Origin of the sequence: Nocardia sp. NBC_01388, from assembly GCF_045040085.1 — a bacterium.
Classification (GTDB): domain Bacteria; phylum Actinomycetota; class Actinomycetes; order Mycobacteriales; family Mycobacteriaceae; genus Nocardia.
Window position 1 is genome coordinate 8067579 of sequence record NZ_CP109553.1, and the last position, 15084, is coordinate 8082662.

At 69.0% G+C, this 15084-nt stretch carries 11 protein-coding genes; 10 read left to right on the top strand and 1 reads right to left on the bottom strand.

The window, feature by feature from the left end; translation table 11 throughout:
• Positions 1 to 100 precede the first annotated feature (100 nt).
• From OG716_RS38095 to nudC, 4 genes are all read left to right on the top strand, one after another.
• Positions 101 to 3892 carry a PD-(D/E)XK nuclease family protein gene (locus OG716_RS38095; protein ID WP_405140223.1) on the top strand — a complete coding sequence of 1264 codons (3792 nt, stop codon included), beginning with the start codon at positions 101 to 103 and terminating at the stop codon, positions 3890 to 3892.
• Positions 3889 to 7746 carry an ATP-dependent helicase gene (locus OG716_RS38100; protein ID WP_405135063.1) on the top strand — a complete coding sequence of 1286 codons (3858 nt, stop codon included), beginning with the start codon at positions 3889 to 3891 and terminating at the stop codon, positions 7744 to 7746. Before OG716_RS38095 ends, OG716_RS38100 begins: the two co-directional genes overlap by 4 nt.
• A gap of 100 nt (positions 7747 to 7846) precedes the next feature.
• Positions 7847 to 8905 (top strand): potassium channel family protein, encoded by a 1059-nt coding sequence (locus tag OG716_RS38105; RefSeq protein ID WP_405135064.1) that lies wholly within the window; start codon positions 7847 to 7849, stop codon positions 8903 to 8905.
• 46 nt (positions 8906 to 8951) lie between these two features.
• On the top strand, positions 8952 to 9860 hold the full coding sequence (gene nudC, locus OG716_RS38110; protein ID WP_405135065.1) for an NAD(+) diphosphatase: 909 nt from the start codon (positions 8952 to 8954) through the stop codon (positions 9858 to 9860).
• A gap of 56 nt (positions 9861 to 9916) precedes the next feature.
• Here nudC and OG716_RS38115 read toward each other — a convergent pair whose 3' ends face one another.
• Positions 9917 to 10168, bottom strand: a complete 252-nt coding sequence (locus OG716_RS38115; RefSeq protein ID WP_327141760.1) for a mycoredoxin — start codon at positions 10166 to 10168, stop codon at positions 9917 to 9919.
• Between the two features lie 99 nt (positions 10169 to 10267).
• On the opposite strand from OG716_RS38115, the gene OG716_RS38120 reads away from it, so the two are divergent.
• From OG716_RS38120 to OG716_RS38145, 6 genes are all read left to right on the top strand, one after another.
• Complete coding sequence (locus OG716_RS38120; protein ID WP_405135066.1) at positions 10268 to 10687, top strand: hypothetical protein; 420 nt, start codon at positions 10268 to 10270, stop codon at positions 10685 to 10687.
• Complete coding sequence (locus tag OG716_RS38125; RefSeq protein ID WP_405135067.1) at positions 10684 to 11106, top strand: EVE domain-containing protein; 423 nt, start codon at positions 10684 to 10686, stop codon at positions 11104 to 11106. The genes OG716_RS38120 and OG716_RS38125 overlap by 4 nt, the downstream gene beginning before the upstream one ends.
• The gene (locus OG716_RS38130) at positions 11103 to 11585 is read left to right on the top strand and encodes a MarR family winged helix-turn-helix transcriptional regulator (protein ID WP_405135068.1); all 483 of its coding nucleotides are present in this window, start codon (positions 11103 to 11105) and stop codon (positions 11583 to 11585) included. Before OG716_RS38125 ends, OG716_RS38130 begins: the two co-directional genes overlap by 4 nt.
• Before the next feature lie 134 nt (positions 11586 to 11719).
• The gene (locus tag OG716_RS38135; protein ID WP_405135069.1) at positions 11720 to 12271 is read left to right on the top strand and encodes a zinc ribbon domain-containing protein; all 552 of its coding nucleotides are present in this window, start codon (positions 11720 to 11722) and stop codon (positions 12269 to 12271) included.
• A 77-nt stretch (positions 12272 to 12348) separates the two neighbouring features.
• On the top strand, positions 12349 to 14499 hold the full coding sequence (locus OG716_RS38140; protein ID WP_405140225.1) for an ATP-dependent DNA helicase UvrD2: 2151 nt from the start codon (positions 12349 to 12351) through the stop codon (positions 14497 to 14499).
• A gap of 145 nt (positions 14500 to 14644) precedes the next feature.
• Positions 14645 to 15001 carry a hypothetical protein gene (locus tag OG716_RS38145; protein WP_405135070.1) on the top strand — a complete coding sequence of 119 codons (357 nt, stop codon included), beginning with the start codon at positions 14645 to 14647 and terminating at the stop codon, positions 14999 to 15001.
• Positions 15002 to 15084 lie beyond the last annotated feature (83 nt).

Sequence of the window (15084 nt, forward strand, 5' to 3'; positions counted from 1 at the left end):
CGCCGCAGCTCCACAGCGGGCGTGCCCGCTGTGACCGGCGGCACGGCCAACACATGGCAAATGGAACGTGTCGGGGCGGTCTGTTGAAATAGCCGACGTGATGCGATCGGATAGCTCGGTGCAATTGGTGCGCCGTGCCGAGGCAGCCTCCCACCTCCGGGAGTGGGATGCCGCCCTCCGGCCGCTGTTCGACGACCCCGGCATCGATCCCGGCTGGCGGCCGTGGCAGGTGCTCGGCGGTCCGGGCGCGGGCAAGACCGCCCTGCTGGTCGATATCGCGGCCGAACGCATTCTGGCCGGGGCTGATCCGGAATCGGTGCTGGTGCTCACCTATTCGAAACGGGCCGCCACCGCGGTGCGCAATGCCATTACTGTCCGAATTGCCGAGGCCGATCCATTGCTGGGTGGGGTACCAGGTGCCACTCGCGGCCCATTGGTGCGCACCCTGCACTCCTATGCCTTCGGTCTCCTGCGCACCGTGTCGGCCACTCACGGCAATCCGCCTCCACGCCTGCTTACCGGCTCCGAGCAGGACATTGTCATTCGGGAAATGTTGCGCGGCGAACTCGCCGACGAGGCGCCGGACTGGCCGGAGCGCTTGCATCCCGCACTGCCCGCCGCTGGATTCGCTGAGCAGTTGCGGGATCTCATGCTGCGCGCCACCGAACGTGGACTCGGGCCCGAGGACCTCATCCGGCTCGGCCATCAGCACGGGCATCCGGAATGGATCGCCGCCGGGCGGTTCCACGAACGCTACGAGCAGATCATGCTGCTGCGCTGGTCGGTCGGCATGGACGTACCGGAGGCCAGTGCGCCCGCCCTCGATGCCGCCGAACTGGTCGGCGCGGCCCTCGACGCCCTGCTGATCGACGCCGAACTGCTGGCCGCCGAGCGCGATCGGCTGCGCACCGTCCTCGTCGACGATGCCCAGCACCTGGATCCCCTTGCGGCCCAACTTGTTCGAGCCATCGGCAGCGGCGCGGCCACCACGGTGATCGCCGCCGACCCCGACCAGTCCGTCTTCACCTTCCGCGGCGCCGACGCCCGCTTCGCCGCGGACCCCGACGCCCCCGCCGACCGCCGAATCATCCTGCGCCACAACCACCGATCCGCCACCGGCATCCAGGAGGTCGTCTCCCGCATCACCTCCCGCCTCCCGGGTACCGGCCGCCACCGCATCCGCCCCGGAGCCCGGGACGCCGCGAATTTCCTGCGCGATGTCGCCCCACCGGATACCGACGCATCGAACGGTCAGGTCGGCGCGACGGTTCAGGCAGACCGGGCGGGTGTGATCGCGCCACTCGGCCGGGACGGCAGGGGCGAGTGGGATGTGCGGTCCGGTGACGAGATCCTCTGGGACGATGCGCCATTCGAGGGTGAGGTGCGCGTGCAGGTGCTCACCACCCCGGCCAAGGAGGCCGCCCTCATCGCCGACCACCTGCGCCGCGCCCACCTCACCCACGGTGTCCCCTGGTCGAATATGGCCGTCATCGTCCGCTCCGTCCCGCTCTCCCTGGCCCCCCTGCGCCGCGCCCTGCTGGCCGCAGGTGTGCCCGTCCGCCAGCCCCCCGCCGACGTCCCCCTCGCCCGCCGCCGGGGCGCCGCCTGGGCCTTGCTCGCCCTGCGCGCCGTCACCGCCGGCGACCCCACCCGCGTCCGCCACCCCCGCCCCATCCCCTTCACCGCCGACGACGCCCTCGACCTCCTCGCCGGCCCCCTCGGCGGCGCCGACCAGATCAGCCTGCGCCGCCTCCGTCGCGGCATTCGCCGCACCGTCCTCGAACTCGGCTACCCCGACCGCGCCCCGGAGGATCGTGACGGCGACGAGCCCACCCGATCCGCCGATTACCTTGCGAGCGAGCGCTATACGACTATGGATTCGAAGGTAGCGGACGCCACCGACAGCGACGGCTCGTTCTCGGTGAGCGCACCGAACGACTCGGTGGCGGCCACCGACTCGCCCGCCGGTGACGGCGGCTCCGGTCGCATCGAACCTGCCGCGGACTCCGGTGCTGCCGTGCCGACGCCGGTCGCCACTACAGCGGGAGACGAGGCGCGCCGCAGTACCGGCCGTTCCGCCGCGGCTCTCGACGGCGATGGTGCGGATGCTGATCGCTTCGCGGATCTGGATCGGTCATCGGCGGAGATTCTGCGGGATCTGTTGGTGGGGGCGGGGAATCGGGTGCTGCTCGAGCGGCTCACCGAGGTGGAGGCCGCGCCGTTGCGGCGGGTGCTGAAGGCGCTGGGGCGGGCGCGGACGGTGCGCGGGGACGGGGGCGGGCTGGAGGACACGCTGTGGGGGTTGTGGACCGGGTCGACCCTGGAGCGGCGCTGGGTCGGGCAGTCCGAGCGCGGGGGAGCGGTCGGTCTGCAGGCCGACCGCGATCTCGATGCGGTCGTCGGGTTGTTCGAGGCTGCCGCGGCGTATGTGGACCGGCTGCCGCATGCCACGATCGAGGGTTTTGTGGAATACCTGGAGCAGCAGGTGATTCCGCAGGACAATGCGCCGCATACCGATCCGGGCGAAGCGGTCACCATCTGCAGTGCGCACGCCGCCGCGGGCCGTGAGTGGGACACCGTCACCGTGGCCGCGGTGCAGGAGGGCATCTGGCCCAATCTGCGCCCGCGCGGCACCCTGCTCGGTGTCGAGGATCTGGTGGATCTGCTTGCCGGAGTGGGTGATACAGGTGAGAAGGTGAGCCGCGCCGCCCCGCTGCTCGCGGAAGAGCGGCGGCTGCTGCTGGTGGCGTGCAGCCGGGCGCGCCGCTCCCTGCTGGTGACGGCGGTCGAATCCGTCACCGGCGACCAGGATCTGGTGCCCTCCCGCTTCCTCGCCGAACTCGACGCCGATGCGGCCGACGGGCAGCCCGGCCGCATCCCGCCGCCGGTCGATCCCGGCCGCGCCCTGGCCATGCATACGCTGATTGCCGAATTGCGCAGTGCCGCATGCGATCCCGAGACGACGCCGGAGCGCCGCTCCCGAGCCGCCCGCCAGCTTGCCCGGCTGGCCCGGGCCGGGGTGCGCGGTGCGCACCCGGACGACTGGTACGGCACCGCCGAACTCTCCTCCGAAAGTCCGCTCTGGAACAGCGAGGACGGTTCGGTCGCGCTCTCGCCCTCCACGGTGGAGCAGCTCAAGACCTGCCCGCTGCGCTGGGCGCTGGAACGCCACGGCGGCAGCGACGGCGAGAATCCGCACGCCCTCAAGGGCAATCTTGTGCACACGCTGGTGCAGGCGCTCGCCGGTCAGGTCACCGAGGCCCAGGTCAAAGTCGCGCTGGTCAAGGCCTGGAAAAAGGTCGATCCCACCGCGCGCGACGGCGAGAACTGGTACTCCCGAGCCGAATTGCGCCGCACCGAAACCATGGTCGATACCTTCCTGGCCTGGCTGCGCAATACTCGCGACGAACTCACCTCCATCGGCGTCGAGGTGCCGGTGGACTGCATCCTGCCCGCCCGTACACCCGGCGAACTCCCGGTGCGGATCAGCGGGCGCATGGATCGCCTCGAACGAGATGCCATGGGCCGCTTCGTCATCGTCGATGTGAAGACCGGCAAGACGCCGATCACCAAGCAGGCGGCCGAGGAACACGCGCAGCTGGCCACCTATCAGGTAGCGGCCGCCGCGGGCGCACTCGGCGACGGCGAACCCGGCGGCGCTCGCCTGGTCTACGTGGCCAAACCCAGCGCCCGGGACGGCGCGGCCACCGAACGCATGCAGCCGGCACTCGACGACGGCGGAATCGAGCTGTGGCGCGGCGTGATCCACGATGCCGCGGCTTCCTCGACCGGTCCCAGCTATCTGGCCATGCGCAATGAGGGCTGCCGCCACTGCAAGGTCGCGGGCAGCTGCCCCGTCCAGGACACCGGACGCCAGGTGACCGACGAGTGAGCATCACTGCTCGTCAACTCGCCGATGCGCTGGGCCTGCCGCCCCCCACCGACGAACAGGCCGCCGTCATCGAGGCCCCGGCCGGACCGACCCTGGTCGTCGCCGGTGCCGGCGCGGGAAAAACCGAGACCATGGCAGCACGTGTGGTGTGGATGGTCGCCAACGGCCTGGTCGAACCCGAACAGGTACTGGGCCTCACCTTCACCCGAAAAGCCGCACAGCAGTTGACAACTCGAATCCGCACGCGGCTGTCCCGATTGGCGGGCGCACCGCTACTGCGCGATATCGACCCCACCGGTCGCCTGCGCGGACTGCTCACCGGCTCCGAACCGGAGATCAGCACCTACCACTCCTACGCCGGCCGCCTGCTCACCGAATACGGCCTGCTGCTGCCCGTCGAACCCACCGCCACCCTGCTCACCCAGACCCAGCTGTGGCAGCTGGCCTACCGCGTCGTCTCCACCTGGGACGGCGACCTGGAGACCGACCGCAGCCCCGTCTCGGTCACCGAAGCGGTGCTGGCCCTCTCCGGTCAACTCGCCGAACACCTGGTGGAACCCCGCCAATTGGCCACCGCCCATGTGGAATTGGAGCGGCTGATCTACACACTCCCCGCTGGCCCACGCCAGAAGGGCGGCCCCAAGAAGACTCTCACCGATCTCGTCGACACCCAGCACGAACGCGTCTCCCTGCTCCCGCTGGTCGAGCGTCTCGCGGAGGAGCTGCGCCGCCGCGGCGCCTTGGACTTCGGCGCCCAAATGTCCCTCGCCGCGCGGCTCGCCGCCCTGCACGCCGAAGTCAGCGTCGCCGAACGCACCCGCTTCCGCCTCGTCCTACTCGACGAATACCAGGACACGGGCCACTCCCAGCGCATCCTGCTGTCCGCCCTCTTCGGCGGCGTGCACACCGCGCCGCCTGCCGACTCCGAGGGCGAGGCAGTACGCGAGCAGCGATCGGCGTCAGCTGGGGACCAAGCGGCGCAGTCGAATCGAGCTGTCTCTGACGAAGACGCAGTTCCCCCGCGCGCGGGAGGAGTGGCGGGTGAGGCATTCGCCGGACAACGCACCGAAGTCCAGCCCGGACCGCTCGCGGTGACGGCCGTCGGCGACCCTATGCAGTCGATCTACGGATGGCGCGGTGCGTCGGCGGCCAATCTGCCGCGCTTCGCTACCGACTTTCCCAGTGCGCCAGGGGTTCCCGCGCCGATCCTGCCGCTCATGACCAGCTGGCGAAATCCACCGGAGGCATTGGATCTGGCGAATCTGGTGGCGGATCCATTGCGAATCGCGGCGGCCGCGGGCGGTGGTGTCACCGTGGACGCGCTGCGGCCGCGACCGGGCGCGACACCGGGGCTGGTGGCCCTGGCGCTCACGGATACCGTTGCGGATGAACGGGTTTGGGTGGCCGAGCGGATCAAGGCCGAATGGGAGGCGGCGGCGGACGCCGGATCGGAACCGCCCACCTCGGCGGTGCTGGTGCGGCGCAATGCCGATGCCGCACCGCTGGCGGAAGCCCTGCGCGAGCAGGGTCTGCCGGTGGAGATCGTCGGCCTGGGCGGGCTGCTGCACACGCCCGAGGTCGCGGATATCGTTGCGACACTGCGCCTGATCGCCGATCCCGCCGCCGGTGGCGCGGCCATGCGTATTCTCACCGGTGCCCGCTGGCGCATCGGCGTCGCCGATATCGCCGCACTGTCCCGCCGCGCCCGCGAACTCTCCATTCGCCGCCCGCCCGGCCAATCGGCGGATATCACCGATACAGCCGGGCTGGACGCGGCTCTGCGGGAAGTCGCCCCGGAGCCCGCCGAACGCGCGGGACTCGGCGATGCCATCGCCGATCCCGGTGCGGCAGAACAGTATTCGGCGACCGGCTATGCGCGCATCGCGGTGCTCGGCCAGGAGCTCGGCGCGCTGCGTGAGCGCGGCGGACAACCCCTCGCCGAACTGGTCGCCGATGTGGAGCGCACCATCGGCGTCGGCGTGGAGACCCAGGCCCGGCGCGCGGTCGCCGCGGCCGGGCGCGAACATCTCGACGCCTTCGCCGATGTGGTCGCCGGATACTCCGCCGACTACCGCTCCTCCCTCAGCGGTCTGCTCGACTTCCTCTCCGCCGCAGAGGAAGTCGAGAACGGTCTGGAGCCCGGCGAAGTCGAGGTGGCGCACGATCGGGTGCAGGTGCTCACCGTGCACGCCGCCAAGGGCCTGGAGTGGGAGGTGGTGGCCGTCCCGCACGTGGTGGACGGCACCTTCCCCTCGGGCACCGGCACCACCACCTGGATGGGCGCACTCGCCGAACTCCCCACCCACCTGCGCGGTGACCGGCAATCGGAGGGCGCGGGCGATGGCGTCCCCGTCCTGAGCCTCGACGATATCTATGATCGCGCCGATCTGGAACGCGCTCTCGAATCGCACAAGAAGGCCCTCGGCCGCCGCCGCCTGGACGAAGACCGCCGCCTCTTCTATGTGGCCCTCACCCGCACGGAGCGCGCGCTCTTCGTCTCCGCCCACCACTGGGCGGAGACGGGCGCAAAACCCAAGGGCCCCTCCGACTTCCTGCTGGAACTGAAGCAGGCCACCGAAATCCCCGGCTCCGCGCTCTCCCGCGGTGTGCGCATCGACCGCTGGGACGATCCGCCCGTGCCCGATACCGCCAACCCCTTCACCGATAACCCGCTCACCGCCTCCTGGCCTCGCGACCCGCTCGGCGCCCGCCGGGAATCGGTGGAAGAGGGTGCGGCACTGGTCAAGACGGCCCTCACCGCGCTGCACGTCGAATCCCGGCCCGAGCAGATCGAATTCGACTTCGGGCTGACCGAATCCGATGAGTTCGACAATGCAGCCGAATTCGACGGCGGCGCAGCAGATCCGGAGGGCGACCCGGACGACCCCGAGGGCTGGGCCTCGGATGTCGACGCCCTGATCGCCGAGCACCTCGCTGCCGATCAGGCGATCCGCGAGGTCGAACTCCCCGGCCAGCTCGCCGCCACCTCCCTGGTGGACCTGCGCTCCGATCCCGCGAAACTCGCTGCCCGCCTGCGCCGTCCGCTGCCGTACCCGCCGAGCCCGTTCACCCGCCGCGGCACCGCCTTCCACGCCTGGCTGCAACGCTGGTTCGGTGCGGGCCGGTTGCTCGGCTTCGACGAACTGCCGGGTGCGGCCGATACCTCCGACAATGACGCCGAACTTGTCCGCCTGCAGGAGGCCTTCCTCGCCTCCCCGTGGGCCGACCGCAATCCGGTCGAGGTCGAGGTCTCCTTCGAAACCTCACTGGCCGGCACCGTGATTCGCGGCCGCGTGGATGCCGTCTTCCGGCAACCCGACGACACCTGGATCGTCGTCGACTGGAAGACCGGCGGTGAACCCACTGCCGCCGAGGAGGATTCGGTCGCCATCCAGCTCGCCGTCTACCGCCTCGCCTGGGCCCGCCTCGAGGCCGCCCGCACCGGCGCCCCGGAATCCGACGTACTCGCCCGCACCACCGCCGCGTTCCACTATGTCCGCACCCTCCGCACCATCGCCCCCGAGCACCTCGCGGGCCCGGAGGAGCTCGCGAATCTCATCACCACCGCGGCCCCGAGGCGCGTTGTCGCCGAACCTGAGCCCGCCCCGAAACCGCGCAGCGCACCCGGCCGCCGCGGCGCCGACTCGGAGGCGCTCCCGCACGTGGACGTCGATTCGCTTCGACGCCAGCCGGATTCGTCGCGGCCCCCCGATCCGGAACCGCCGCCGGAGGAGAACTTCCCGCCGGAATTCCCGTTCGAGGCGACCACCCCCGCACGCCCGGAGGTCGAATCCCCGCCCGACTTCGAGCCCCCGCCGGATCCGGAATCCCTGCCCCCGGACCTGATTCGGTAGTCGCGACGCGCCCGCGACCGACACACCGTTGTGGACGGCAGGCAGGTACGCTCCGGACCTGTGCCGCAGGAAGACGTCCCCGAAATGGCTGGTGATTCGCGTGTTCGGTGATTCTTCGAGGGGTTTGGCGCATCTCACCGACCGCCCGGATTTCGCGCTGGTCGGCATTCTGCGAGTGCCGACCGCGCAGGCCAGCCCCTGGCAGGCGCTGGTGCGGCGACTGGGTATGGCGGTGCTGCTGCTGGCCGTCGCCACCGCGGTGGTGTACTTCGGCCGCGACGGCTATCACGACAATGCCCGCGAGCGCATGTCGCTGCTGGACTCCGCGTACTACGCGACGGTCTCGCTGTCGACCACCGGCTACGGCGACATCACACCGGTCACCCCCACCGCGCGGCTCATCAATATTCTCGTGGTCACCCCGCTGCGGATCCTCTTCCTCATCGTTCTGGTCGGCACCACGCTGGCCGTACTCACCGAACGATCCCGGCAGGCTTTCAAGATTCAGCGATGGAGGCACAGCGTGCGTAATCACACCGTGGTCGTCGGCTACGGCACCAAGGGCCGCACCGCGATCGACGCCATGCTCGGCGACGGCGTGCAGGCCTCCAATATCGTGGTCGTCGATACCGATCCCGTGGTGCTCGAGGCCGCCGCCAATGCCGGACTGGTGACGGTGCTCGGCTCGGCCACCAGATCCGATGTACTGCACCTGGCGGGCGTCGCGCGTGCGTCCGCGGTGGTGGTCGCGGCCAATCGCGACGACACCGCCGTCCTGGTGACTCTCACCGCCCGCGAGATCAACCCGAAGGCGCGCATCTCCGCCGCCGTCCGCGAGGCCGAGAACACCCATCTGCTGCGGCAATCCGGCGCCGACTCGGTGGTGGTCTCCTCCGAGACCGCGGGCCGGCTGCTCGGCATCGCCACCACCACCCCGAGCGTTGTGGAGATGATCGAGGACCTGCTCACCCCCGAAGCCGGTTTCGCCATCTCCGAGCGAGAGGTCGATCCCGAGGAGATCGGCGGTTCACCCCGCCACCTCCGCGATATCGTCCTCGGCGTGGTCCGGGCGGGCGTTCTCATCCGTGTCGGCGATCCGGAAACCGATGCCCTCGAAACCGGCGACAAACTCCTCTACCTGCGCCGCGTCCAATCCTGAGCGCCCCGAACCAGTTCTGGGCACAGCGAAGGGCAAGATAGACACCGTGCCTGAGTTCCAGCTGAATGCGGTCCCGATTCTTTCCCGTACCACTCTCGATCGGGCGGAACACCTTCGCGCCGATGAGCAAGCACTGAAAGAGGGCTGGCCGCAGGCCAAGCTGCTACGGATGAACAAACGCGGCCAGGTTCGCGTCGAGGGCAATACGGTCGTGCTGGAATCGGCCACTACCCTCGCCGCCGAACCGGCCCCCGACGCCGTCTTCCTGGGTGTGGACGGCGACCTGCACCTGTGGGCGGTGCGCGACAACACCATCGAGGGCTCGCTCTCGGACCTGCGCGCCTACGGCGCCACCCTGGAGCTCGACGATTTCGGCACCGGCCTGCTCTCCACCGCCATCGCCCTGCTGAACTGGCACGACAAGGCGCACTTCAGCGCCGGCGACGGCACCCCCACCACGATCACCAATGGCGGCTGGTCGCGCACCAGCGAATCCGGCCACGAAGAGTTCCCGCGGATCGACCCGGCCATCATCTGCCTCATTCACGACGGCGCCGACCGTGTCCTGCTCGGCCGTCAGCACACCTGGCCCGAGGGCCTGTTCTCGCTGCTGGCCGGTTTCGTGGAGGCCGGTGAATCGCTGGAACGCTGTGTCGAGCGCGAACTGCGCGAGGAGGTCGGCGTCGATGTCCGCGATATCACCTATCTGGGCAGCCAGCCGTGGCCGTTCCCCCGCTCGCTCATGCTCGGCTTTTCCGCCGTCGCCGATCCGGAGCAGCCGGTGACCTTCCACGACGGCGAGATCGTCGAGGCGCACTGGTTCACCCGCGCCGAGGTCCGCGAGGCGCTCGCGGCCGGCGCCTGGGGCGGCGCGAAGACCGATGCCCGCCTGCTGCTGCCGGGCTCGATCTCCATTGCCCGCACCATCGTCGAATCCTGGGCTGCCGCAGGCTGATCCGGGACGAGAAGAAGCCGCACACCCCTCGGATGTGCGGCTATTTTCGCTGCGGCTCAGCTGATGCTGGCGAGGGCCTGCTTGACCTGCTTGAGGCTGGGATTGGTGGCGGTCGAACCATCGCTGTACTTGATGGTCGGCACCACGTGGTTCCCATTGTTGACGCTGCCCACGAACTCGGCGGCAGCCGGATTCTCTTCGATATCGATCACCGTATAGGTGATGCCGGCCTCGTCGAGTTGGGTCCGGAGGCGTCGGCAGTAGCCACACCAGGTGGTCGAGTACATGGTCAGGTCCGTTGCAGTCACGGACTGTGCAACACGTCCCCCGGTGATCGTGTTCCCCCGGCCCGAAGATGATCGAGGTCAGGGGTTGACATGGATTTAGTATGCGCGCATACTAAATCCATGAACACGATCGCAACTGCCACCGCCACTTCAACCGCCGCTCCCGCTGTCTTCTTCGAGAAGTGGGGCGATATGGCCACCTGGTCCGAATGGAACCAGGATACCGAATGGGTGCGGCTCGACGGCCCGTTCGTCCAGGGCGCCACCGGCACCCTCAAGCCCAAGGGCGGACCCAAGGTTCCGTTCATCGTCGAGAAGCTCACCGATACCGAATTCGTCGATGTCTCCAAGCTCATCGGCGGCCGCCTCACCTTCGCCCACAAGGTCACCACCGGCGAGCGCACCACCGTTTCGGTCACCGTCAGCATCGACGGCCCGCTGCGCTGGTTCTGGACCAAGATCATGGGCGCCGATCTCGCCAAGTCCGCTCAGCCCGACCTGAACGCGCTGGTCGCCGCGGCCGAGGCGGTGCGGGCATGAGTAAGTACTGGCTCGCCGTCGTCTCCCGCGATCACGTGCGGCGCGGTGTGGAACTCGGTATCGCACAGGCCAATCACGGCAAACGCGCCCCGGTGGAACGTATGCGGCCCGGCGACGGATTCGTCTACTACTCGCCCCGGACCGGTATGCGCGAGGGTGAGGTGCTGAAGGCTTTCACCGCCCTCGGAATCATCGCCGACCAGCCCGTCTGGCAGGCCGAGGATCAGGGTGGTTGCTTCCGCCCCTGGCGGCGCGCGGTCGACTACGACCGCAGCGCCGAGCAGGTGCCTATCGACTCGCTCCGCAGCGAACTCGACCTGACCAGCACACCCAACTGGGGGATCGTGCTGCGCCGCGGCCTGATCGAACTGACCGCCCACGATTTCGCCGCCATCTCCCGCGCTATGGTCGGCGAGTGACGGCGCACGGTGAGAGCAGCGAACCCGAGCAGTTGCTGCACTCAGATTTCGGCGCCGAGGAAAGTCCGGGCTTCTTGCTCTGGCAGGTGACCAACCGCTGGCAGGCCGCGCAGCGGGCGGCACTGGACCCCTTCGATCTGACCCACGTCCAGTTCGTACTGCTGGCCGCACTGACCTGGCTCACCGGCCATGCCGGCGGTGAGCCGGTCATGCAGCGCGATCTGGCCGCCCAGGCCGCGACCGACCCCATGATGACCTCCCAGGTGCTGCGCGTCCTGGAGAACAAGGGACTGATCGAACGCCGCGACCACCCGCACGATCGCCGTGCCAAATCGCTCGTGCCGACGGAAACCGGTGTGGCCCTGGTGAATCGGGCCAATATCGCTGTCGAAAGCTGCGACCGGGAGTTCTTCGCCCCGCTGGGGGAGAACATCCCCGCCTTCGCTGTCGCATTGCGCCGGCTGCGTGATCGACTCTGAATACGTGCAGATCACATGAGAATTCGGACGCGATTCGGTGATCATTCGCGCTACACTTCGAACATACATTCGGGTGCGCGGCGGTAGCTGTCGCGCCGTAGGCCGCGACGGGTGGACATCGGGGAGGTGGCACCATGAAAAGGTTTGAGCCGCAACCAGGTTGTGTAGTGCAGGCTTACCGGTACGCCCTCGACCCGAACGCCGGCCAGGACCACGCGCTGCGCTCGCACTGCGGTGCCGCGCGAGCCGCCGATGCCGGGTTCGGCGAGATCCGACGGCAACTCACCTATAAGGCGGGGTGGGGCGGCAGTACCGTGTTTGTTGCCGACCGCTGGTTTGCGTCCTCGAAGACCTGCTCGGGCTGTGGTGCGGTGAAAGCCAAACTGCCGCTGCATGTCCGAGTGTTCGACTGCGATGATTGTCCGCTGGTACTTGATCGTGACGTCAACGCCGCACACAACCTCGCCGCACACAACCTCGCCGCACTCGCGGCGCGGTGCACGGCAGGTAGCGGAGTGGCCGCAGACCTGGGCGCGTCAGCGCTGAAACCTCGTGGAGCCGACCGTAAGACTCGCGCCACCACTCGTCGCTGTCCGACGGGTGGGCGGGCTGGTGGTGAAACCCCGCGCTCGCGGGATGAAACGAGAGACCGTCATCAGGGCACCGAGCCCTGCGGGTTGCGGTGATACCGGTACGGACCTTCCCGGGCGAAAGGCCGGAAATGCTGAGACTCCCCAAGGATCCGAGCAACGGCACTGTCATGATGGTGCGCGTGACTGCCGCCTCAGCCCAGCAGGCCAAACTCCGGCTCGACGAACTCGATGCCGAGCAGGCGGCCGCGGTGCGCGCACCGCGCGGGCCGGTATGCGTGCTGGCGGGAGCGGGTACGGGCAAGACCCGGACCATCACCCATCGCATCGCGCATCTGGTGTCCGCCGGGCATGTGCGCGCCGATCAGGTGCTGGCGGTGACCTTCACGGCCCGGGCCGCGGGGGAGCTGCGCAATCGGCTGCGGGCGCTCGGGCTGGGCGGTGAGGCCGGACAGGTGCAGGCCCGTACCTTCCACGCTGCGGCGCTGCGGCAGCTGCGCTACTTCTGGCCGCAGGTGGTCGGCGATGTGCCGTGGAAGCTGCTCGACCGCAAGTTCCCGGTGGTGGCCCAGGCCGCGGGCCGGGCCGGGCTGGGCACCGACACCGAAACCCTGCGCGATCTGACCGGTGAAATCGAATGGGCCAAGGGCTCACTCATCGCACCGGAGGATTACGCCGCCGCGGTCGCGCGGCTGCAACGCGACGCCCCCTTCGAGGCATCGAAGGTCGCCGCCGTCTACGCCGGCTACGAATCGGCCAAGGCCACCTCGGACGGCATCCTGCTGGACTTCGACGATCTACTGCTGCACACCGCCGCCGCGCTCGAGGATTACGCCTCGGTCGCCGAGGAGTTCCGCGGCCGCTACCGCAGCTTCGTCGTCGACGAATATCAGGACGTCACACCGCTGCAGCAGCGTGTGCTCGACGCCTGGCTCGGCGATCGCGACGATCTGACCGTGGTCGGCGACGCCAACCAGACCATCTACTCCTTCACCGGCGCCAGCCCGGCCTTCCTGCTGGATTTCTCCCGCCGCTTCCCCGACGCCACCGTCATCCGCCTGGAACGTGACTACCGCTCCACCCCGCAGGTCGTCTCGCTGGCCAATCGGGTGATCGGCGCCGCGCGCGGTCGTATTGCCGGAACCCGGTTGCAATTGATCGGCCAGCGGCCCGAAGGCCCCGAACCGAGCTTCGCCGAATACGACGATGAGCCCGCCGAGGCCGCCGCCGCCGCGAAAGCCATTGCCGCCCTGCTGGAGAAGGGCACCCCGGCTTCCGAGATCGCGATTCTCTACCGCATCAATGCCCAGTCCGAGGCGTACGAGCAGGCGCTCACCGAGGCGGGCATTCCGTATCAGGTGCGTGGCGGCGAAGGCTTCTTCAATCGCCCCGATGTGCGGCAGGCCGTTCAGGAGCTGCGCAAGGCCGGTGCCCGCGACGACCTGCCCGATGCCCGCGGCGCGGAGCTCGTCACCCTCGTGCGTGCGGTTCTGGCCCGCCTCGGCCTCACCAATGAGGAACCCGTCGGTGTCCAGGCCCGCGAACGCTGGTCCGCGCTGGTGGCCCTGGTGGCGCTCACCGAGGAGCTGGCCGGCCACGAACCCGAACTGGATCTGCCCGCCCTGCTGCGCGAGCTCGCCGCCCGCGCCGAGGCTCGCCACCCACCGACCGTGCAGGGCGTCACGCTGGCCTCGCTGCACGCCGCCAAGGGTCTGGAGTGGGACGCCGTCTTCCTGGTCGGCCTCGCCGACGGCACCCTGCCGATCCAGCACGTACTCGGTTCGGACGGAACGGTTTCCGATGAGGCCGCGCTCGAAGAGGAGCGCCGCCTGCTCTACGTCGGCGTCACCCGGGCCCGCGTACATCTCCAATTGTCCTGGGCGCTGGCACGTTCGGAGGGCGGTCGCAAGGTCCGCCGCCGCTCCCGCTTCCTCAACGGCCTGGTCCCCGATGATTCACCGGCCTCCCGCATCGCCCAGCACACCACCGATCGCCGGGGCCCCAAGCGCGTGCACCCGACCTGCCGGGTCTGCGGCCGCCCGCTGCTCAATACCCAGGCGACCATGCTCGGCCGCTGCTCCCGCTGCCCCGCGGATATCGACACCGAGCTGCTGAACGCCCTCAAGGATTGGCGCAAGGAGAAGGCGGATGAGCTCTCACTGCCGCACTTCGTCGTCTTCAGCGATACCACCCTCACCGCCATCGCCGAACAGCGTCCCGCCGATGACGGCGGCCTGGTCGCCATCCCCGGCATCGGCGCCAAGAAGCTGCAGACCTACGGCGCGGACGTCCTGGCCATCATTCGAGCCCGCAGAAACAGCTGAGCGCAAGCCCGCAAAACTGCTGGTCAAAAATAAGTTGTGTGCATCCGTATATGTACCTAATGTGGTTCGCATGCACCCGGGAGGACATCCTCGCGTGCATGCGACATCTATCGGCTACGAGCGCAGGACGGGAGGCAACAAGAACATGAACGGCATCGTGAACATCACCGCTACCGGTAGCACCGGCTATTTGGTGACGACCCCCGTCGTCTCCGTCCTGTCGGCCTCCCGGGGGATCCTCGCTATGCAGGGGATTCGTCTGTCCGGCGGTAATGGCGATCTTGGTCTTCAGGGTTTTGCAACCGAAACCCAAGCGGCACAGACGATCGTCATGAAGCAGGACAAGCCCAGCGGTGGCTGGCACCCGGTAGTCGCAGCAGCGGCTCCCGGCACGCACGCAGTCGAATCGGGAATCAACCCGGCCGATCTGCGGGCAGCCCGCCTCCGCGATATCCACCCAGCGACCGTGATCAGGAGTCGACACCGAAGTCGACTCGGGTAGGGGACCACTCCCCGGACCTTCTGGCCACGGATCGCCTCAGAGCGAAACCGTGGCCATAGTTTTATCGGCACCAGCCACGGCAC